The 14,649-nt window shown below is 38.9% G+C and carries 14 protein-coding genes; 8 read left to right on the top strand and 6 right to left on the bottom strand.

Annotated features, from left to right (window positions below):
* The 3 genes from LXL81_RS13990 to LXL81_RS13980 all read right to left on the bottom strand — a co-directional run bounded on the left by LXL81_RS13990 (position 1) and on the right by LXL81_RS13980 (position 2,541).
* Positions 1 to 663: a thiamine diphosphokinase gene (locus LXL81_RS13990; RefSeq protein ID WP_234647409.1), complete on the bottom strand. Its 663-nt coding sequence runs from the start codon at positions 661 to 663 to the stop codon at positions 1 to 3.
* A gap of 92 nt (positions 664 to 755) precedes the next feature.
* Positions 756 to 1,364, bottom strand: a complete 609-nt coding sequence (locus tag LXL81_RS13985; RefSeq protein WP_234647408.1) for a YigZ family protein — start codon at positions 1,362 to 1,364, stop codon at positions 756 to 758.
* Positions 1,354 to 2,541 carry an MFS transporter gene (locus LXL81_RS13980; RefSeq protein WP_234647407.1) on the bottom strand — a complete coding sequence of 396 codons (1,188 nt, stop codon included), beginning with the start codon at positions 2,539 to 2,541 and terminating at the stop codon, positions 1,354 to 1,356. Before LXL81_RS13980 ends, LXL81_RS13985 begins: the two co-directional genes overlap by 11 nt.
* A 192-nt stretch (positions 2,542 to 2,733) precedes the next feature.
* On the opposite strand from LXL81_RS13980, the gene corA reads away from it, so the two are divergent.
* From corA to LXL81_RS13960, 4 genes are all read left to right on the top strand, one after another.
* Complete coding sequence (gene corA, locus LXL81_RS13975; protein WP_234647406.1) at positions 2,734 to 3,678, top strand: magnesium/cobalt transporter CorA; 945 nt, start codon at positions 2,734 to 2,736, stop codon at positions 3,676 to 3,678.
* A 28-nt stretch (positions 3,679 to 3,706) separates the two neighbouring features.
* Positions 3,707 to 4,294: a GNAT family N-acetyltransferase gene (locus LXL81_RS13970; RefSeq protein WP_234647405.1), complete on the top strand. Its 588-nt coding sequence runs from the start codon at positions 3,707 to 3,709 to the stop codon at positions 4,292 to 4,294.
* A 590-nt stretch (positions 4,295 to 4,884) separates the two neighbouring features.
* Positions 4,885 to 5,868, top strand: a complete 984-nt coding sequence (locus LXL81_RS13965) for a glycosyltransferase family 2 protein (protein WP_234647404.1) — start codon at positions 4,885 to 4,887, stop codon at positions 5,866 to 5,868.
* Between the two features lie 328 nt (positions 5,869 to 6,196).
* A complete protein-coding gene (locus tag LXL81_RS13960) occupies positions 6,197 to 7,192 on the top strand; it encodes a ribonucleoside-diphosphate reductase small subunit (RefSeq protein ID WP_234647403.1) in 996 nt (331 codons plus the stop codon).
* Positions 7,193 to 7,276: 84 nt separating this feature from the next.
* Here LXL81_RS13960 and LXL81_RS13955 read toward each other — a convergent pair whose 3' ends face one another.
* Together LXL81_RS13955 and LXL81_RS13950 are read right to left on the bottom strand one after the other, a co-directional pair.
* Positions 7,277 to 8,299, bottom strand: a complete 1,023-nt coding sequence (locus tag LXL81_RS13955) for a glycosyltransferase family 9 protein (RefSeq protein ID WP_234647402.1) — start codon at positions 8,297 to 8,299, stop codon at positions 7,277 to 7,279.
* A gap of 187 nt (positions 8,300 to 8,486) precedes the next feature.
* Positions 8,487 to 8,942 carry a regulatory protein RecX gene (locus LXL81_RS13950; protein WP_234647401.1) on the bottom strand — a complete coding sequence of 152 codons (456 nt, stop codon included), beginning with the start codon at positions 8,940 to 8,942 and terminating at the stop codon, positions 8,487 to 8,489.
* Between the two features lie 131 nt (positions 8,943 to 9,073).
* Here LXL81_RS13950 and LXL81_RS13945 point away from each other — a divergent pair, with 131 nt between their 5' ends.
* Positions 9,074 to 9,889 carry a metallophosphoesterase gene (locus LXL81_RS13945; protein ID WP_234647400.1) on the top strand — a complete coding sequence of 272 codons (816 nt, stop codon included), beginning with the start codon at positions 9,074 to 9,076 and terminating at the stop codon, positions 9,887 to 9,889.
* A 54-nt stretch (positions 9,890 to 9,943) separates the two neighbouring features.
* Complete coding sequence (locus LXL81_RS13940) at positions 9,944 to 10,411, top strand: GNAT family N-acetyltransferase (protein WP_234647399.1); 468 nt, start codon at positions 9,944 to 9,946, stop codon at positions 10,409 to 10,411.
* A 73-nt stretch (positions 10,412 to 10,484) separates the two neighbouring features.
* Here LXL81_RS13940 and tyrS read toward each other — a convergent pair whose 3' ends face one another.
* Complete coding sequence (tyrS, locus tag LXL81_RS13935) at positions 10,485 to 11,786, bottom strand: tyrosine--tRNA ligase (RefSeq protein ID WP_234647398.1); 1,302 nt, start codon at positions 11,784 to 11,786, stop codon at positions 10,485 to 10,487.
* Positions 11,787 to 11,972: 186 nt separating this feature from the next.
* Between tyrS and LXL81_RS13930 the strand changes: the two genes are divergently transcribed.
* Positions 11,973 to 13,739, top strand: a complete 1,767-nt coding sequence (locus LXL81_RS13930) for a discoidin domain-containing protein (protein WP_234647397.1) — start codon at positions 11,973 to 11,975, stop codon at positions 13,737 to 13,739.
* A gap of 180 nt (positions 13,740 to 13,919) precedes the next feature.
* Positions 13,920 to 14,507, top strand: a complete 588-nt coding sequence (locus LXL81_RS13925) for a Bro-N domain-containing protein (protein WP_234647396.1) — start codon at positions 13,920 to 13,922, stop codon at positions 14,505 to 14,507.
* Positions 14,508 to 14,649 lie beyond the last annotated feature (142 nt).

Raw genomic sequence — 14,649 nt, 5'->3', positions numbered from 1 at the left:
TTAATCCCAACATTCCATAATCAGCAGATCACCCTTTGAGGCGGAAATCCGAACCATACCATCGGTTTCCGCCTCATTGCTATTTCCGGTACGGTGGCCGAGTGTTAGTGTTTCATCATGAAGATTGTATTTCAACCCCGAAGTTTTAATTCCTTCCACCACCCCAACCGGGATAAGAGAAATCGGCGTTTTGGCAACATACCATTTTTCAAAAATGCCTGATAATGGAAAAATTTTTGAAAAATCATCAAACAAAACCAACCGGATTGTTTCTTTATATCGTACCAGATTTGTAATATTTGTTATGGAATGATCTGCGCGACGGCCCGTTGCCCAAACGATATTAGCAGCCGGAAAACCCTCTTCTATTAAATAATCGATCGCTTTTTCAAGATCCGTCTTTTCCTGATCCGGCGTGTGAACGATTTTCAAAGGATACTGGCGGGATCTTATTTCTTCAAAATCATCGATATGATCAAAATCTCCCAGCCATACATCCACCTTTATTCCAAGTTCCAGAACTCTGTAAATGGCATGATCAAGAACCATAACCAACGGACTCCATTCGAGCAATTGCCCTAGCAATTCTTCGCTGCAAGCTTCTCCATTGGCAATGATAAGTGCAGGTTCCTGTTTATCCCTGATAATATGATGTGATGACATAAGTTTGATAGTTCCAATAATCCCCGATTCGAACGAAGTTAAGAAGTAATGAAGAATTTAGAGTCTAAAATAATCATCAGAAATCTTCCTGATTATCCCACCGGCTTTACAACAAGTCCTTCTACTTTTTCACAACGTGTAATAAACCGTTCCAAAAGCGTGGTCCTGATTTCAACAACTATGCGGCATTCCATTTCAAAACTTTGTTCAAATACCGGCAATTCCATTTCCTTGATAATCCGCATCACATCGTTCATTTGGACGTATGAAAATTTAAGCTCATAAATTACAACCAGATGTTTCACTACAATCTCGGCATTTTCCAGCGCATCTTCTGTTGCGGATCGGTATGCATTGATCAGTCCGGGAATTCCCAGTAACGTTCCACCAAAATAGCGAACAACGACAACCAGAATATTGGTTATTTCTTTGGAATAAAGGGTATTCAAAATGGGTCTTCCGGAAGAACCTGAAGGTTCGCCGTCATCACTTAACCGATATTGCATCCTGTCCAGACCAAAGCGGTAGGCATACACATGGTGATTGGCTTTGGGGTGTAGTTCTCTTAATTTTAAAAGATGAACTTTCGCTTCATTTTCTGTTGTAACCGGAAAAAGGAAAGAAATAAATTTGCTTCCCTTATCCTTATAAAACCCTTCGACAGGTCCCGCAATGGTCTTGTAAGTATCTTCAAATAACACGGCTTGCTCTTCTTTTATATCTGTAAAGCAGAATGGTATAAATCAAAGCTGCCGCGGCAAAAGCTGCCATAATCGTAAAAACCAGTGGTAGATTTTCTATTTTGTTTGCAAAAACCGCGGCTGACAGAAAAGCGCCAAGCCCAATTCCTGCTTCAAGGGAAATGTACATAGAGGCAATGGCGCGGCCTCTGTTGTGGTCATTACTCAAATCGACCGTCCAGGCTGAAAGTACCGGAGATAATATTCCCATGGAAATTCCAAAAAATGCGGCTCCTGTTACAAAAAGGAAGACGGAATCTGCATAACCGGTGATGATCATCGACACGATCAGAATACCACATCCGGCAATGGTTACCGGTATCCGGCCTTTCCTGTCAGAAAGTTTTCCGGCTACAAAACGGATCAATATGGAAAATAAAGTAAATACCATAAAATAAATCCCACGGTTTGAGAGTCCGAGATGCTCACTAAAATCAGGGCTTAAAGTTGCCACTGCACCAAAACCAAAGTAAGCCAGAAAAGTTACAAAAGCCGGACTGAAAACATCAGGCTCAAAAATATCCCTCCAGGTTATCTTAAACGCTTTTACAGAAAGCCGCTCCTTTTCAGCCAGCGTTTCTTTCATATTGAAAAGAATAACAATGGACATAAGAGCAAAAAGCGAGGAAGTATAAAAAAGTGCATTGATTGAAAAAGACTGGCTGATCATACTACCAATGGCCGGCCCGAAAGCAGAACCAACGCCCATACACATGCCGTGAATTCCCATGGCCTCCCCTCTCCGATTGGCAGGAATAATGTCTGCAATATAGGCTGCGGTCCCTGTTGGTTTAAAACCTGTGGAGAATCCGTGCACTAATCTTAATAACAAAAACGGCATTACCGTGGTAAAAACAGGATATAAAAATCCGCATATAAAGCAGACCAGTGAGCCAAATGCCATCACCGGCACACGACCGACCCGATCCGTCAACCGGCCGCTAAAAGGTCTTGATATTCCGGCAGTTAAGGTAAATAATCCTATAATAAAACCCTTATATTCAGCGCCTCCCATGGCTGACAAATAGCTTGGGAGCTCGGGGATAAGCATATTGAAACTTGAAGAGAAAAGAAAGGAACTCGTACCAAGCAACCAAAATTGCAGTGTAAATATTCCGGGAGAAGCCGTATTTTGCATCCCGTAAATTTACAACTATCTTGGGGAAATAGTTGAAAGTAGCGCGTTGAAAGTTAAAAGTTAAAGGTCGAGCGTTGAAAATCATCGAAGTGTGAATACCGGCACCTAACTTTCTTAGTAAGCTTTAACTGCTTAGTTTTCTTCTGCGCGGGTACGCACTTTCAACTTTCCACTCTCAACTTTAACTGAAAAATGGTCAGAATATTCTATAAAGAAGGGCGGTTAATAAAACGCGAAAACGATATTCGCGAGCTTGGAAAGGTCCAAAACCTTGTCTGGGTGGATCTTCAGTCTCCCTCGGCCGAAGAAGAAGAATGGGTTGAAAACAAATGTGATATCAGTTTTCAAACGCCTCAGGAAATTGTTGAAATTGAAAGCAGTTCGCGGTTTTTTGAACAAAATGAAACGATCAATGCCAACTCCAACTTTTTGAGCATCGACAGAGATGGTTATAAAACCTATCCTGTATCATTTATTCTTCATAAGAATATACTTTTCACTTACCGGCGCGGTGATTCCAAAACCTTTGCGGATACAGTAAAGAAAATGAAAGTAAGCCCGGATACCTTTCAGACCGGTGTGGATTTTATGCTGATGCTGCTCGAAACAAGGATTGAAGCTGACGCCGATTCACTTGAAGCTATATCAAGAGATATTTCACAGATCAGTAAGGATCTGGCTCACGAGCAAAAAGCGAGGCAGGAAGTGCTGATCCGCATCAGTGCATTGCAGGAAACGACGATGATGCTGCGGGAGACCAGTATTGATAAACAGCGCGTACTTTCCGGAATTTTACGCAGTCAGTATTTCCCGGAAGACCGCAAGGAACATTTGCGGATTATATTGAAAGATATCAGCTCACTTCTGGAATATACCACTTTCAATTTTGAACGACTGGAATATCTGCAAAATACCTTTATGGGTTTGATCAACCTTGAACAAAGTCAGGTGATCAAGATTTTCACCGTTGTGACAATCATTTTCATGCCGCCTACCCTTATTGCAGGGATTTTTGGTATGAACTACACCCAGATCCCATCCACCGAAGAGCCCTGGGGTTTCTGGGTTTCCCTGCTTCTGATGGTACTTTCCTCGCTGGTTGTACTCTGGTTCTTCAGAAGAAAAAGATGGATTTAATTATTGATTTCATTTCACTCCAATTTTCATGACTATCAATTCATCGGCTTCCATTGAACTGACATTTGCTGAAACTGAAAAAGATCTTGAAGAAATTCTGGCTCTTCAGCAACTTAATTTAAAAACCAACGTCTCAGAAGAAGTAAAAAAAGATCAGGGTTTTTTGACCGTCTGTCACAGTAATGATCAGCTGGAAATCATGCGGAGTTTAACCCCGCAGATCATTGCAAAAGCGGACGGCAAAGTTGTGGCATTTGCACTCGCCATGCTGCCATCTATGGGAAAACTGATTCCGGACCTTCAACCCATGTTTGATATCGTGGACGACATTGAGTGGAAGGGCAGGATGATCAGAGATTACAAATACTACATGATGGGGCAAATATGTGTAGCAGCCGATTTCCGTGGACAAGGGATTTTTGAAAAATTATACCACACACATAAAAAATTTTATGAAAAAGAATTTGACTTATGCATTACAGAAATTTCGACTTACAATACCAGATCTCAGCGGGCGCATGAAAAAGTAGGTTTTGAAACAATACATTTCCATAAGGATCACGTTGATGAGTGGAATGTGGTGGCCTGGGAACTAAAAAAGAATGTGATGCCTTAAAGGGGTAACAGGTAATAATACAATTCGAGATTTCCGTATTTTACGATCCTGCAATTGCAATATTGCGTGTTAAATTATTATTTTTCAACCCGGCCAGAAATATCATAAAAAAAATAAAAACTTTTTTTATGATGTGTAATAAACAGTAAATCAATTATTTCAACTACTCAACCCATTGAAAAAGTACAATTAATATTTAGAATGTTAATGGATATTATGCTGAATTTAATATGTACAGTTTTCTTTCTTCCAACCCTTTTTCCTGAATCAGTGTCATAATTGTAATGGCATAAAACTTGCAACAGATTACGTTATTATCAGGTATAGTCTATTTAGGGAGACAAAAAAATTTACCTGACGCGAATCATGGTTTCTATGCGATGGGCAGTGGCAGGATTAAACGATGCTTTGAAATTATCTCGGAGAGCGTTTTAAAATGAGCAATGAAACTTATGAAATGGCGTTTCAATTCCAGGTTGTGAGAATCATCTGCCATAGGCTGATTTAGTAAAACCGCTATACCCACTTTAAAATAATGTATTTTAAAAGGTATGAGGTTATTCAATTCATTTAACTAAATAACCGACTGAATGAAAAGTATCTCGGTAATAATTCCTAATTACAATGGGAAGCATTTATTTGAAAAGTATTTTGGACATAACTTCCATGTACTGATGTCTATCAAGACGGAAGTTGAAATCATTGTAATTGACGATGCGTCAACCGACGAATCTGTGGAATATTTGCAACAGAATTATGGAGACACCATCACACTTCTGAAAAAAGAAACAAACTCCGGATTTTCTGAAACGTGCAATCTGGGAATCAAGCAGGCAAACAATGATTTAATTTTCCTTCTCAACACAGATGTTACGCTGGAAGAAGGTTATATAGAAAAGCTTTACAAATATTTTGAGAAAGGTGATACTTTTGGAGTAATGGGGCGAATCATCGGTATGGATGATGACCTGATCCGTGAAGCAGCCCGCGAGCCAAAAATCAGCGGCCGCAAAATAAAATCGTCTGACCTTTTTCACCTTCAAAACATCAATGCCTTAACACCTACTTTTTACCTTTCCGGGGCAAACGCTTTAATGGATACCAAAAAATTGAAAACCATTAATGGTTTCAATGAAATGTTTAACCCTTATTATGGCGAAGATCAGGAATTGTCAATCCGGGCATGGCGAATGGGTTGGAAATGTTATTATGAACATAACGCAGTTTGTCGTCATGAAGTAATGGCAAGCACAAAAAACCATAATCCTAAAAAAGCGATTAAAAGGATCCACTTCAGAAATCGTTATTACGTTCATTATCTGCATTTACAAGGTATAGATCTTACACTTTGGCATATGCAGATTTTATTATGTGATGTCCTGCTTGGAATTTTGTCATGCCAGTTTTATAAAGCGGAAGCCTACATGGATTTCCGCCGAAACCGTCAGGGATTAATAATGAAGAAAAGTGCTTTTACAAGACAAATGAAGAGAAATCATTCCAATATTGGTATTATTGACGTGATAGAAAATATCAAGATGATGCTGAAATATCAGCATGTAATTAAGTTGTGATTAAAATAATAATCGTAGGAATCTTATTCAATCACTAGCTAAAACCAAGCGATATTTCAATAATCTTTTTGCAAAGTATTCCACAAAAAGATAAAGCCCTTTCAGCACTGTTGCAAGGGCTATTTTTTTGTTTTAGGCCAGAATTTAAAATTTTCTCCGCAAATCCGGGCCAATATAAGAGTAAATCAGAAAGTTATATTTTTGATCAAATTCTCCTTGAAATTCCGACGCAAAGCATGTAGATTTGTTTTCCGCAGCAACAAATTTAATGCAACATCCACACTGCTGCAATTGACTATCTGATCCTTATAAATAATTTGAATTAATTATGTCACAAGAAGTTACTAAACAGGAGCCCCTGTTGATAGAAGATCCGTTGCGTTTTGTGTTATTTCCTATCAAACACACGGACATCTGGGAAATGTACAAACGACATGAAGCATCATTCTGGACCGCGGAGGAAATTGACCTGTCACAGGATCAAAAAGACTGGGAAAATCTGAATGATGGTGAGCGCCATTTCATTTCTCATATTCTTGCATTTTTTGCAGCGTCGGATGGTATTGTCAATGAAAATCTTGCTGTGAACTTTCTTAGTGAAGTGCAATATGCGGAGGCTAAATGTTTCTATGGTTTCCAGATTGCCATGGAAAACATCCATTCTGAAACATACTCTTTGCTCATTGATACTTATATCAAAGATCCGGCTGAAAAAGATCATTTGCTTCGCGCCATTGATACAGTTCCATGTGTTCAGAAAAAAGCTGAATGGGCACTAAAATGGATTAACAGTCCCGTTTTTGCAGAAAGGATTATTGCTTTTGCGGCAGTTGAAGGAATCTTCTTTTCAGGATCTTTCTGCTCAATTTTCTGGCTAAAAAAACGTGGTTTAATGCCTGGATTATCGTTTTCGAATGAATTGATTTCAAGAGACGAAGGACTTCATTGCGAATTTGCCTGTCTGTTATATACGCAACACATTGTAAACCAGTTACCTCAGGAAAGAGTAATTGAAATTATGATGGATGCGGTTAAAATCGAACAGGAATTTGTTACTTCCGCCCTACCAGTTTCATTGATTGGAATGAACGCGGAACTGATGAATCAGTATATTGAATATATCGCCGATTTCTGGCTGGAAAGATTGGGTTGTCCGAAACAATTCGGTTCTACAAATCCTTTCGACTTTATGGAATTGATATCATTACCCGGAAAAACTAACTTCTTTGAAAAACGGGTTGGCGATTATCAAAAAGCGGGTGTGATGAGTGGATTGCAGGATAAAGATTCCGCACATAAAATTTCTTTTGATTCAGATTTCTGATTAACAGGCCTTATAATCACCGGAATAAAATTTCCGATGATTATAAGGCCTTCTTTTATCAAGATTTTATACTGACAGTTGACACTAAGATTTTTTCCACTTTCCAATTTCCGACGCCACTTCAATCGGAGTGATCTGTTTCATACATTCACATTTTGAAACATCATGCTCGCATTTATTGCAGGCCGACTTCCCTACTAAATATGCTGCTTTTGGACCTATCGGTGCCCAGCGTCTTGGAAAAAGCGGGCGCATTGGCGGATACAAACCAAGTGCGTTATTCCCAAGTGCAGCGGCAATATGCAATGGCCCTGTGCTGGCTGCAATTAATCCGTTGGAATGATAAATAAATGAAATAAACTCTCTCAGACTCATCATTCCCGTCATATCCACCACGTGCTCCGGAAGCTGAGAAAGCCAGCCGCGCATGGAAACACCGTCGGCTTTTGTGCCCGAAATGAATATTTTATACTTATCTTTTGGTAAAAGATGGATCAGATCTGCAAAGTTTTCCAACCCCCATTCCCTTGCACTTTTATTGGATTTCGGGTGTAAAATAATATTCAGCCTGTCTTTTTGTAAATAAGCAAGCAACCGTTTTGGCAACGGTGAAATATTTGTCATTCTGAAATGACGGAAGATATCATTTAAAGGCACCAACTCTTCGATGTCAAGTGCTTTTAATAGTTTTATATTCAGTTGCGCTTCGTGCAGATCAGATCCTCTGCGACTTAATTTCACCAGTTTGTTACAGGTCATCCAATGAAACCAACGATTTGTAGTGCCAATTCTTACCGGAATTTTTGCATCCTGCGCTAGTTTAGCAATTTTCTTATTTGGTAAAACGTGAACAATGGCGTCATATTTTTCCTTCTTCAAAAATGCTATCTGATCGTCATACTCCAATTTATTTATTATGTCAATATTGATAAACTTATCTATTGCAGTACAGGTTTTCACAACATCTTCGGTGTAAGATTTACCTAGAAAATGCACCTCAGAAATATCTTTATGGTCTTTTAGAATATCACAGACTGGAATTGTCAGAATCACATCTCCGATTGCATCTATTCTGCTGACCAGAATTTTAAGCTTTTTTTTCAACATTTCTTCAATCATCGTTTGCCACTGACGGGTTAGGGCATATTTTTATTCCTTAAATTATCAAGCCATTATCGTAAATGAATATAGTAAAATTTGCTGTTTTTGATGCAATTTCCTATAATAAAATAGTTAAAATATTATAATTTAATGACTATCCCGTTTTTCAATTTTTGTTATCCACTAGGACAGACTATCCAAGCTCTTCGATTGTTTTCCAGACCAGCTCACTTTCATAGCCTTTTCCCAATGCAAAGCGGGCTAGTTTTTGCCTGAGTTTAAATTTGTCCGTTTCTGTCCTGGCCAGAAGTTCTCTTTTTTTGGTTAACAATTCTTTCAAACCCGTTTGATATGCCTGTTCCGGAATCTCTTTCATTCCTTGCTGAATGCTGTAATCTGTAAGTCCGCGACGATGAAGTTCCTGTTTAATTTTCATTTTGCCCCAGTTTTTCATTCTGAATTTCCCGCCTGCATAGGTCTTGGCAAAACGCTCTTCACTCAAATAATTCATGGTGATCAGCTCAGCTATGATCTCATCCGCTTCTTCTCCCCATACTTCCCACTTCTGTAACCGCTTCCGCACCTCATCCTGAGTCCTTTCCTGATAGGCACAATAAGAGGCCGCTTTTTGAAGAATGAGACGATCCATACTGAAATTGAAGTGATAAAGTTTATTTGACAATGAGACGCAAGAATAAAGATAAAATATCAACTATGAATAACTATTTTTGGTAAAACATCCTTAAAAAATCCGCATTGCCCCCTAAACGATTGACCTATATGATTTTTGAAAGACGTACTTTTTTAAAATTTTTCCCAGCAATATCCGGACTGCCCTTTTTGAATTTAACTAAAAATGAGCCAGGTGCTGCTAAATTGGCTCTACGCTTTATTGTTGCATCCGACGGCCATTATGGTCAGCCGGATACAGATTTCAAAGCATACCACAGTGATTTAATTGGCTGGATAAATCAGGAAAAAGTGCAAAAAGGCGTGGATTTTACCGTTATCAACGGCGATTTAATTCATGATGATCCGACGCTTTTGTATGACGTTAAATCTACATTCGAAAATCTTCGCGTTCCTTATTATGTAACACGGGGGAATCATGATAAAGTAGGTGTTGATGTATGGCAAAGCACCTGGGGCTATCCTACCAACCATAGTTTTGCCAAAGGAGAATATGCTTTTATTCTGGGCGATACTTCCAATGAAAAAGGAGAATACGTTTGTCCTGATATTCAATGGTTAAAGTCTGAAATCGATAAATATTCTACTGCAAAAGGAATTTATATTTTCTTACATATCACACCCGAAAAATGGACTTCCGGTGGCGTAGCCTGCAAGGAAGTAACTGCATTGTTTGAAAAAACGCCTAATGTAAAAGCAATTTTTCACGGCCATGATCACGACCAGGACAGCCAGAAAAACCTGGGTGGAAAACCATATTTCTTTGATGGACACTTCGGCGGAAATTGGGGTACAACTTACAAAGGTTATAGAGTAGTCGAAATATATCAGGATGAAACCTGGCAAACATATCAATATAATCCAACTGCGGCACCCATTTTGAATTCGTTTTCCGGGAAGAAATAAATCCGACATTTCGTTACTAGCAACGGGTCTTTTAGTCTTATTTTAAAAACTTAAATGACTTTAAAATATGAAAATGCGACCATAGAAGACTTTAGAAGTCTGATTATAACAGTAGACGAATTTTACAAATACCTGGCTGAAGAAAAAAATGAAGTTTACGACGCTGATAAAGCAAACACCAGGAATAAAAGATATCTCCGCAAATTTTTAGAGGATGATAATTGTACATACATCATTTGTAAGAGAGAAAAGAAAATCGTGGGATATGGTTTTTTAAGCATTGAAAAGGCAAACCAAAAAGTGGCCTATATTAATGAGTTTTTTGTTTTACCCGAAGATCGAAAAAAAGGTATAGGCTATTCCATATTGCTGGAAAGTCTGAAATGGCTTAGAAGTAAAAATTGCAAAACAACAATTCTTTCTGTAAACCAGAAAAATAAATCCGCTATAAATCTGTATCAAAAGGCCGGGTTTTCTTTAAATGAACCGTCCTATGTTGATATGAGTTTTACGATTAGATAGCTAGTCAGATATAAATAAACAAAAGCGAAATGAATCGATCATTTCGCCTTTGTTTATTATAAAACCTGTCGGATTACAAAACTCTGATTAAATGATTTTTCTTGCCCTTTGATACAAGAATAAATCGGTCTTGTAATAGTTGAAAATCAGCAAGAGACTGTTCCGGCGACGAAACTTTTACTTTATTAATACTAACCGCGTTTTGTTGCAACGCACGACGCGCTTCACCTTTTGACGGATATATTTCTGCATTCGTTACAGTTGAGATCAGGTCAAGCACATTTGCACTTGAATCCCAATCTGCACGGGGAATTTCTGTTTGGGGTACTCCGTTAAAAATTGTATCAAATTCGTCAATCGCTATACTTTGCAGCGTTTCCAAAGTAGCTTTTCCAAACAAAACATCTGATGCTTTTAATACCAATTGGTAATCGCGTTCTGAGTGGATTCTTGTTGTCAGCTCGGCTGCCAAAGCCTTTTGCATGATTCTCAGATGTGGTTCAGCAGCATGACTACTTTCCAAAGCTTCAATTTCTTCTTTTGATTTAAGAGAAAAAACACGCAAATATCTTGGAGAATCTTCGTCACTTTGATTTAACCAGAATTGGTAAAATTCAAAAGGTGAAGTTCTGGCGGCATCCAGCCAGATATTTCCACCTTCGCTTTTCCCAAATTTCGATCCGTCCGATTTCGTAACCAGAGGCGTTGTTAAAGCATAAGCTTTGAAATAACCTTCCTCATCTCCTTCCTTACGTCGAATAATTTCCGTTCCGGTTGTGATATTTCCCCACTGATCCGAACCGCCCATTTGCAAACGGACGTTTTTATGTTTGTATAAATGATAAAAATCGTAGCCCTGCAAAAGCTGGTATGAGAATTCGGTAAAAGAAATTCCCGTTTCCAGGCGTTTTTTAACAGAATCCTTAGACATCATATAGTTAACCGACAAATATTTACCGGCCTCACGAAGGAACTGAAGAAATCCAATTTCTTTGAACCAGTCGTAGTTGTTAACCATCTCAGCGGAATTTTCACCACAATCAAAATCAAGGAATTGCTCTAATTGTTTACGGATTCCTTCCTGATTGATATGCAATGTATCCTCATCTAAAAAAGAACGCTCTGCTGCTTTAAAAGACGGATCACCGATCATTCCTGTCGCTCCTCCAATTAATGCGATTGGCTTATGTCCTGCCTTTTGTAAGTGAACAAGCAACATGACAGTCGCCAGATTACCGATATGAAGGGAAGCAGCCGTTGGGTCAAAACCGATATAACCGGCGGTCATTTCTTTATTAAGTTGCTCATCCGTTCCTGGCATCATGTCGTGCAACATCCCGCGCCAGCGCAATTCTTCAATGAAATCGGTTCTCATTTTTATACTATTTGGCAATTTTTAAAATCAAGCTGCAAAGATAGATTGATTTTGGTAAACGTCGCAGATTTAGGAAAGCTATCTGGTTTGATGTATGAAATTAGAAATCAATTCCTGCATTAATGTAAATTAGATTGTTTATTTTAGAACTATAAAAAGAAATTATTAAATAAAAATATCATCCACATGCTATCCAAACTAAACATTTTACTATTCTACACATCATTATTCTGTATTGTTTCAAATCCGGATTTTGCCCAGCAGCCGACAACATACTGCAATCCAATGGATATTGATTATAAATACAATTTTGAACAGTTGAATGAAAAGATTTCTTATCGCTCTGGGGCCGATCCGGTTATCGTCAATCATAAGTCAGAATATTTTCTTTTTGTAACCATTTCCGGTGGATACTGGCACTCGAAGGATATGCTGAACTGGAAGTATATCACGGCAAATCGCTGGCCTTTTGAAGATATGTGCGCACCTGCCGCCGTATCGGTTAAGGATACATTATTTCTATTTCAATCTACTTTTGAATCCCGTCCAATCCTTTATTCGGTAGCCCCTGAAAAAGGAATCTGGGAATTCTATAATCGCTGGACGCCGCGTTTACCCAAAGATATTGGCCCCTGGGACCCTGCACTTTTCCACGATCCTGATACAGACCGCTGGTTTATGTATTGGGGTTCTTCCAATGTTTATCCGATTTTTGGTGCGGAACTAGATCATTCGAAAAAACTGGCTTTCAAAGATCAGTACAAATCCATGTTCTGGCTAAACCAATATGAACATGGCTGGGAGCGCTTCGGCCCGAATCATTCAGATCCTTTCAAACCTTTTACAGAAGGTGCCTGGATGACAAAATATAAAGGAAAATATTATCTGCAATACGGCGCGCCGGGGACGGAATATAATGTATATGCCAACGGCACTTATGTAGCAGATGATCCGCTCGGCCAATTTACATATGCGCCATATAATCCGGTTTCTTACAAACCCGGAGGATTCGCGACTGGCGCAGGGCATGGGAATACATTTCAGGATAATTATGGCAATTACTGGAACACAGGCACATCCTGGATCGGATTAAACTGGGCGATGGAAAGGCGCATTGTGATGCATCCGGCGGGTTTTGATAAAGATGGACAAATGTTTGCCAACACGCGTTTCGGCGATTTTCCACATAAAATGACTACGAAAAAGTGGAATGGAAAAGGCGATGAATTGTTTACAGGCTGGATGCTTTTGTCTTATAAAAAACCAGTTACGGCATCATCCACACTGGATACTATGTCAGCCAGTAAAATCACTGATGAAAATCCGCGGACCTTCTGGGCAGCGAAACAAAATAAACCTGGCGAAACACTCACGGTCGATCTGCTAAAAGAACAGGAAGTAAAAGCCATTCAGATAAATTATACGGACTACAAATCTGATATTTTTGATAACAAGCCGGAACAGGTATATACTGAATTTAAAATTCTGGTTTCCCCTGACGGTAAAAAATGGGAGGTTGTAAGTGATCTAAGTAAAGAACCAAAACGCGACCGTCCTTGTGCTTATATCGAATTGAAGAAACCTGTAAAGGCGCGTTATGTCCGGTATGAACATGTTCATGTTGCTTCTCCCGTTTTAGCAATAAGTGAAATCAGGGTTTTCGGAAATGGTTTTGGAAAAATACCTGCCACACCTCGAAAATTTACAGCCGTTCGCCAGAAAGATCAGCGAAATGTAGATTTGAGCTGGGAGAAAGTACCAGGTGCCGTGGGTTATAACGTACTATGGGGCATTGCTCCTGACAAATTATATCAAACCTATCAATTCTGGAATGACGAGCCAAATACATTTGAACTGCGGGCTTTGAATGTTGGCGTGCCATACTATTTTGCTATTGAAACTTTTGATGAGAATGGGGTTTCAGCGGTGAGTGAAGTGGTTGGGATTAAATAATCCTTTACATTTTATTCAAATTTTGCTTATATCAACTTTCAACAAGGAGGTGCAAAAGCTAAATTGTATATTTGATTTATATTAAATCTGACCAGTTTAATCGGGATTATAAATCAAATTCATCAGCAATTTTGACATGAGCAATATTAAATTATTTGAAGAAAAGAAAGTTCGTAGCCATTGGGATGCAGAGAAAGAGGTTTGGTATTTTCTATTACGGATGTTGTATCCATTCTTACGGAAAGTATCGATCCGCTGGCCTATTGGCGCAAACTAAAAGAGCGCTTAAAAAAAGAAGGAAATCAAACCGTGACAAACTGTCACGCTTTGAAAATGGTTGCAGCGGACGGAAAAATGCGTTTAAAGGATGTTGCTGATACTGAACAACTTTTAAGAATTATTCAATCCGTCCCATCTCCAAAAGCCGAACCTTTTAAACAATGGCTTGCAAAAGTTGGTTACGAGCGTATGCAGGAAATTGCAAATCCGGAACAAAGTCTGGACCGTGCAAGAGAAAACTGGCAAAAACTGGGTCGAAGTGAAAAATGGATTCAGCAAAGAATGAGCGGACAAGAAACCCGGAATAAATTAACGGATTACTGGAAAGATAGCGGCGTCGAAAAAAAAGATGAGTTTGCTTTGTTAACCAACATTATTCATGAAGAATGGACAGGATTAACAGTAAAAAAACATAAAGACTTGAAAGGTTTGAAGACCCAAATTCTTCGCGACCACATGAGTGAGGCAGAGCTAATTTTCACGCCTTAGCTGAATTATCAACAAGACAAATTGCAGAAAGTGAACAAGCACAAGGCCTTAATGAGAATGCAAAAGCAAGCAAAAAAGGTGGTTCAGTAGCTAAAAACGCAAGAAAAGAACTTGAAGGGCAAACTGGGAAAAGTGTTGTAAC

It is taken from the genome of Dyadobacter sp. CY356, from assembly GCF_021440195.1.
In the GTDB taxonomy this organism is placed as follows: Bacteria; Bacteroidota; Bacteroidia; order Cytophagales; family Spirosomataceae; genus Dyadobacter.
This window is presented reverse-complemented; position numbering and strand designations above follow the sequence as displayed.

What these genes read in the sequence shown, in the direction of transcription:
- LXL81_RS13945 (WP_234647400.1), top strand. Translation starts at nt 9,074, where the DNA reads ATGATTTTTGAAAGACGTACTTTTTTAAAATTTTTCCCAGCAATATCC.
- LXL81_RS13950 (WP_234647401.1), bottom strand. Translation starts at nt 8,942, where the DNA reads ATGGATCGTCTCATTCTTCAAAAAGCGGCCTCTTATTGTGCCTATCAG.
- LXL81_RS13990 (WP_234647409.1), bottom strand. Translation starts at nt 663, where the DNA reads ATGTCATCACATCATATTATCAGGGATAAACAGGAACCTGCACTTATC.
- tyrS (WP_234647398.1), bottom strand. Translation starts at nt 11,786, where the DNA reads ATGAGAACCGATTTCATTGAAGAATTGCGCTGGCGCGGGATGTTGCAC.
- corA (WP_234647406.1), top strand. Translation starts at nt 2,734, where the DNA reads ATGGTCAGAATATTCTATAAAGAAGGGCGGTTAATAAAACGCGAAAAC.
- LXL81_RS13970 (WP_234647405.1), top strand. Translation starts at nt 3,707, where the DNA reads ATGACTATCAATTCATCGGCTTCCATTGAACTGACATTTGCTGAAACT.
- LXL81_RS13965 (WP_234647404.1), top strand. Translation starts at nt 4,885, where the DNA reads ATGAAAAGTATCTCGGTAATAATTCCTAATTACAATGGGAAGCATTTA.
- LXL81_RS13980 (WP_234647407.1), bottom strand. Translation starts at nt 2,541, where the DNA reads ATGCAAAATACGGCTTCTCCCGGAATATTTACACTGCAATTTTGGTTG.
- LXL81_RS13940 (WP_234647399.1), top strand. Translation starts at nt 9,944, where the DNA reads ATGACTTTAAAATATGAAAATGCGACCATAGAAGACTTTAGAAGTCTG.
- LXL81_RS13960 (WP_234647403.1), top strand. Translation starts at nt 6,197, where the DNA reads ATGTCACAAGAAGTTACTAAACAGGAGCCCCTGTTGATAGAAGATCCG.
- LXL81_RS13955 (WP_234647402.1), bottom strand. Translation starts at nt 8,299, where the DNA reads ATGTTGAAAAAAAAGCTTAAAATTCTGGTCAGCAGAATAGATGCAATC.
- LXL81_RS13930 (WP_234647397.1), top strand. Translation starts at nt 11,973, where the DNA reads ATGCTATCCAAACTAAACATTTTACTATTCTACACATCATTATTCTGT.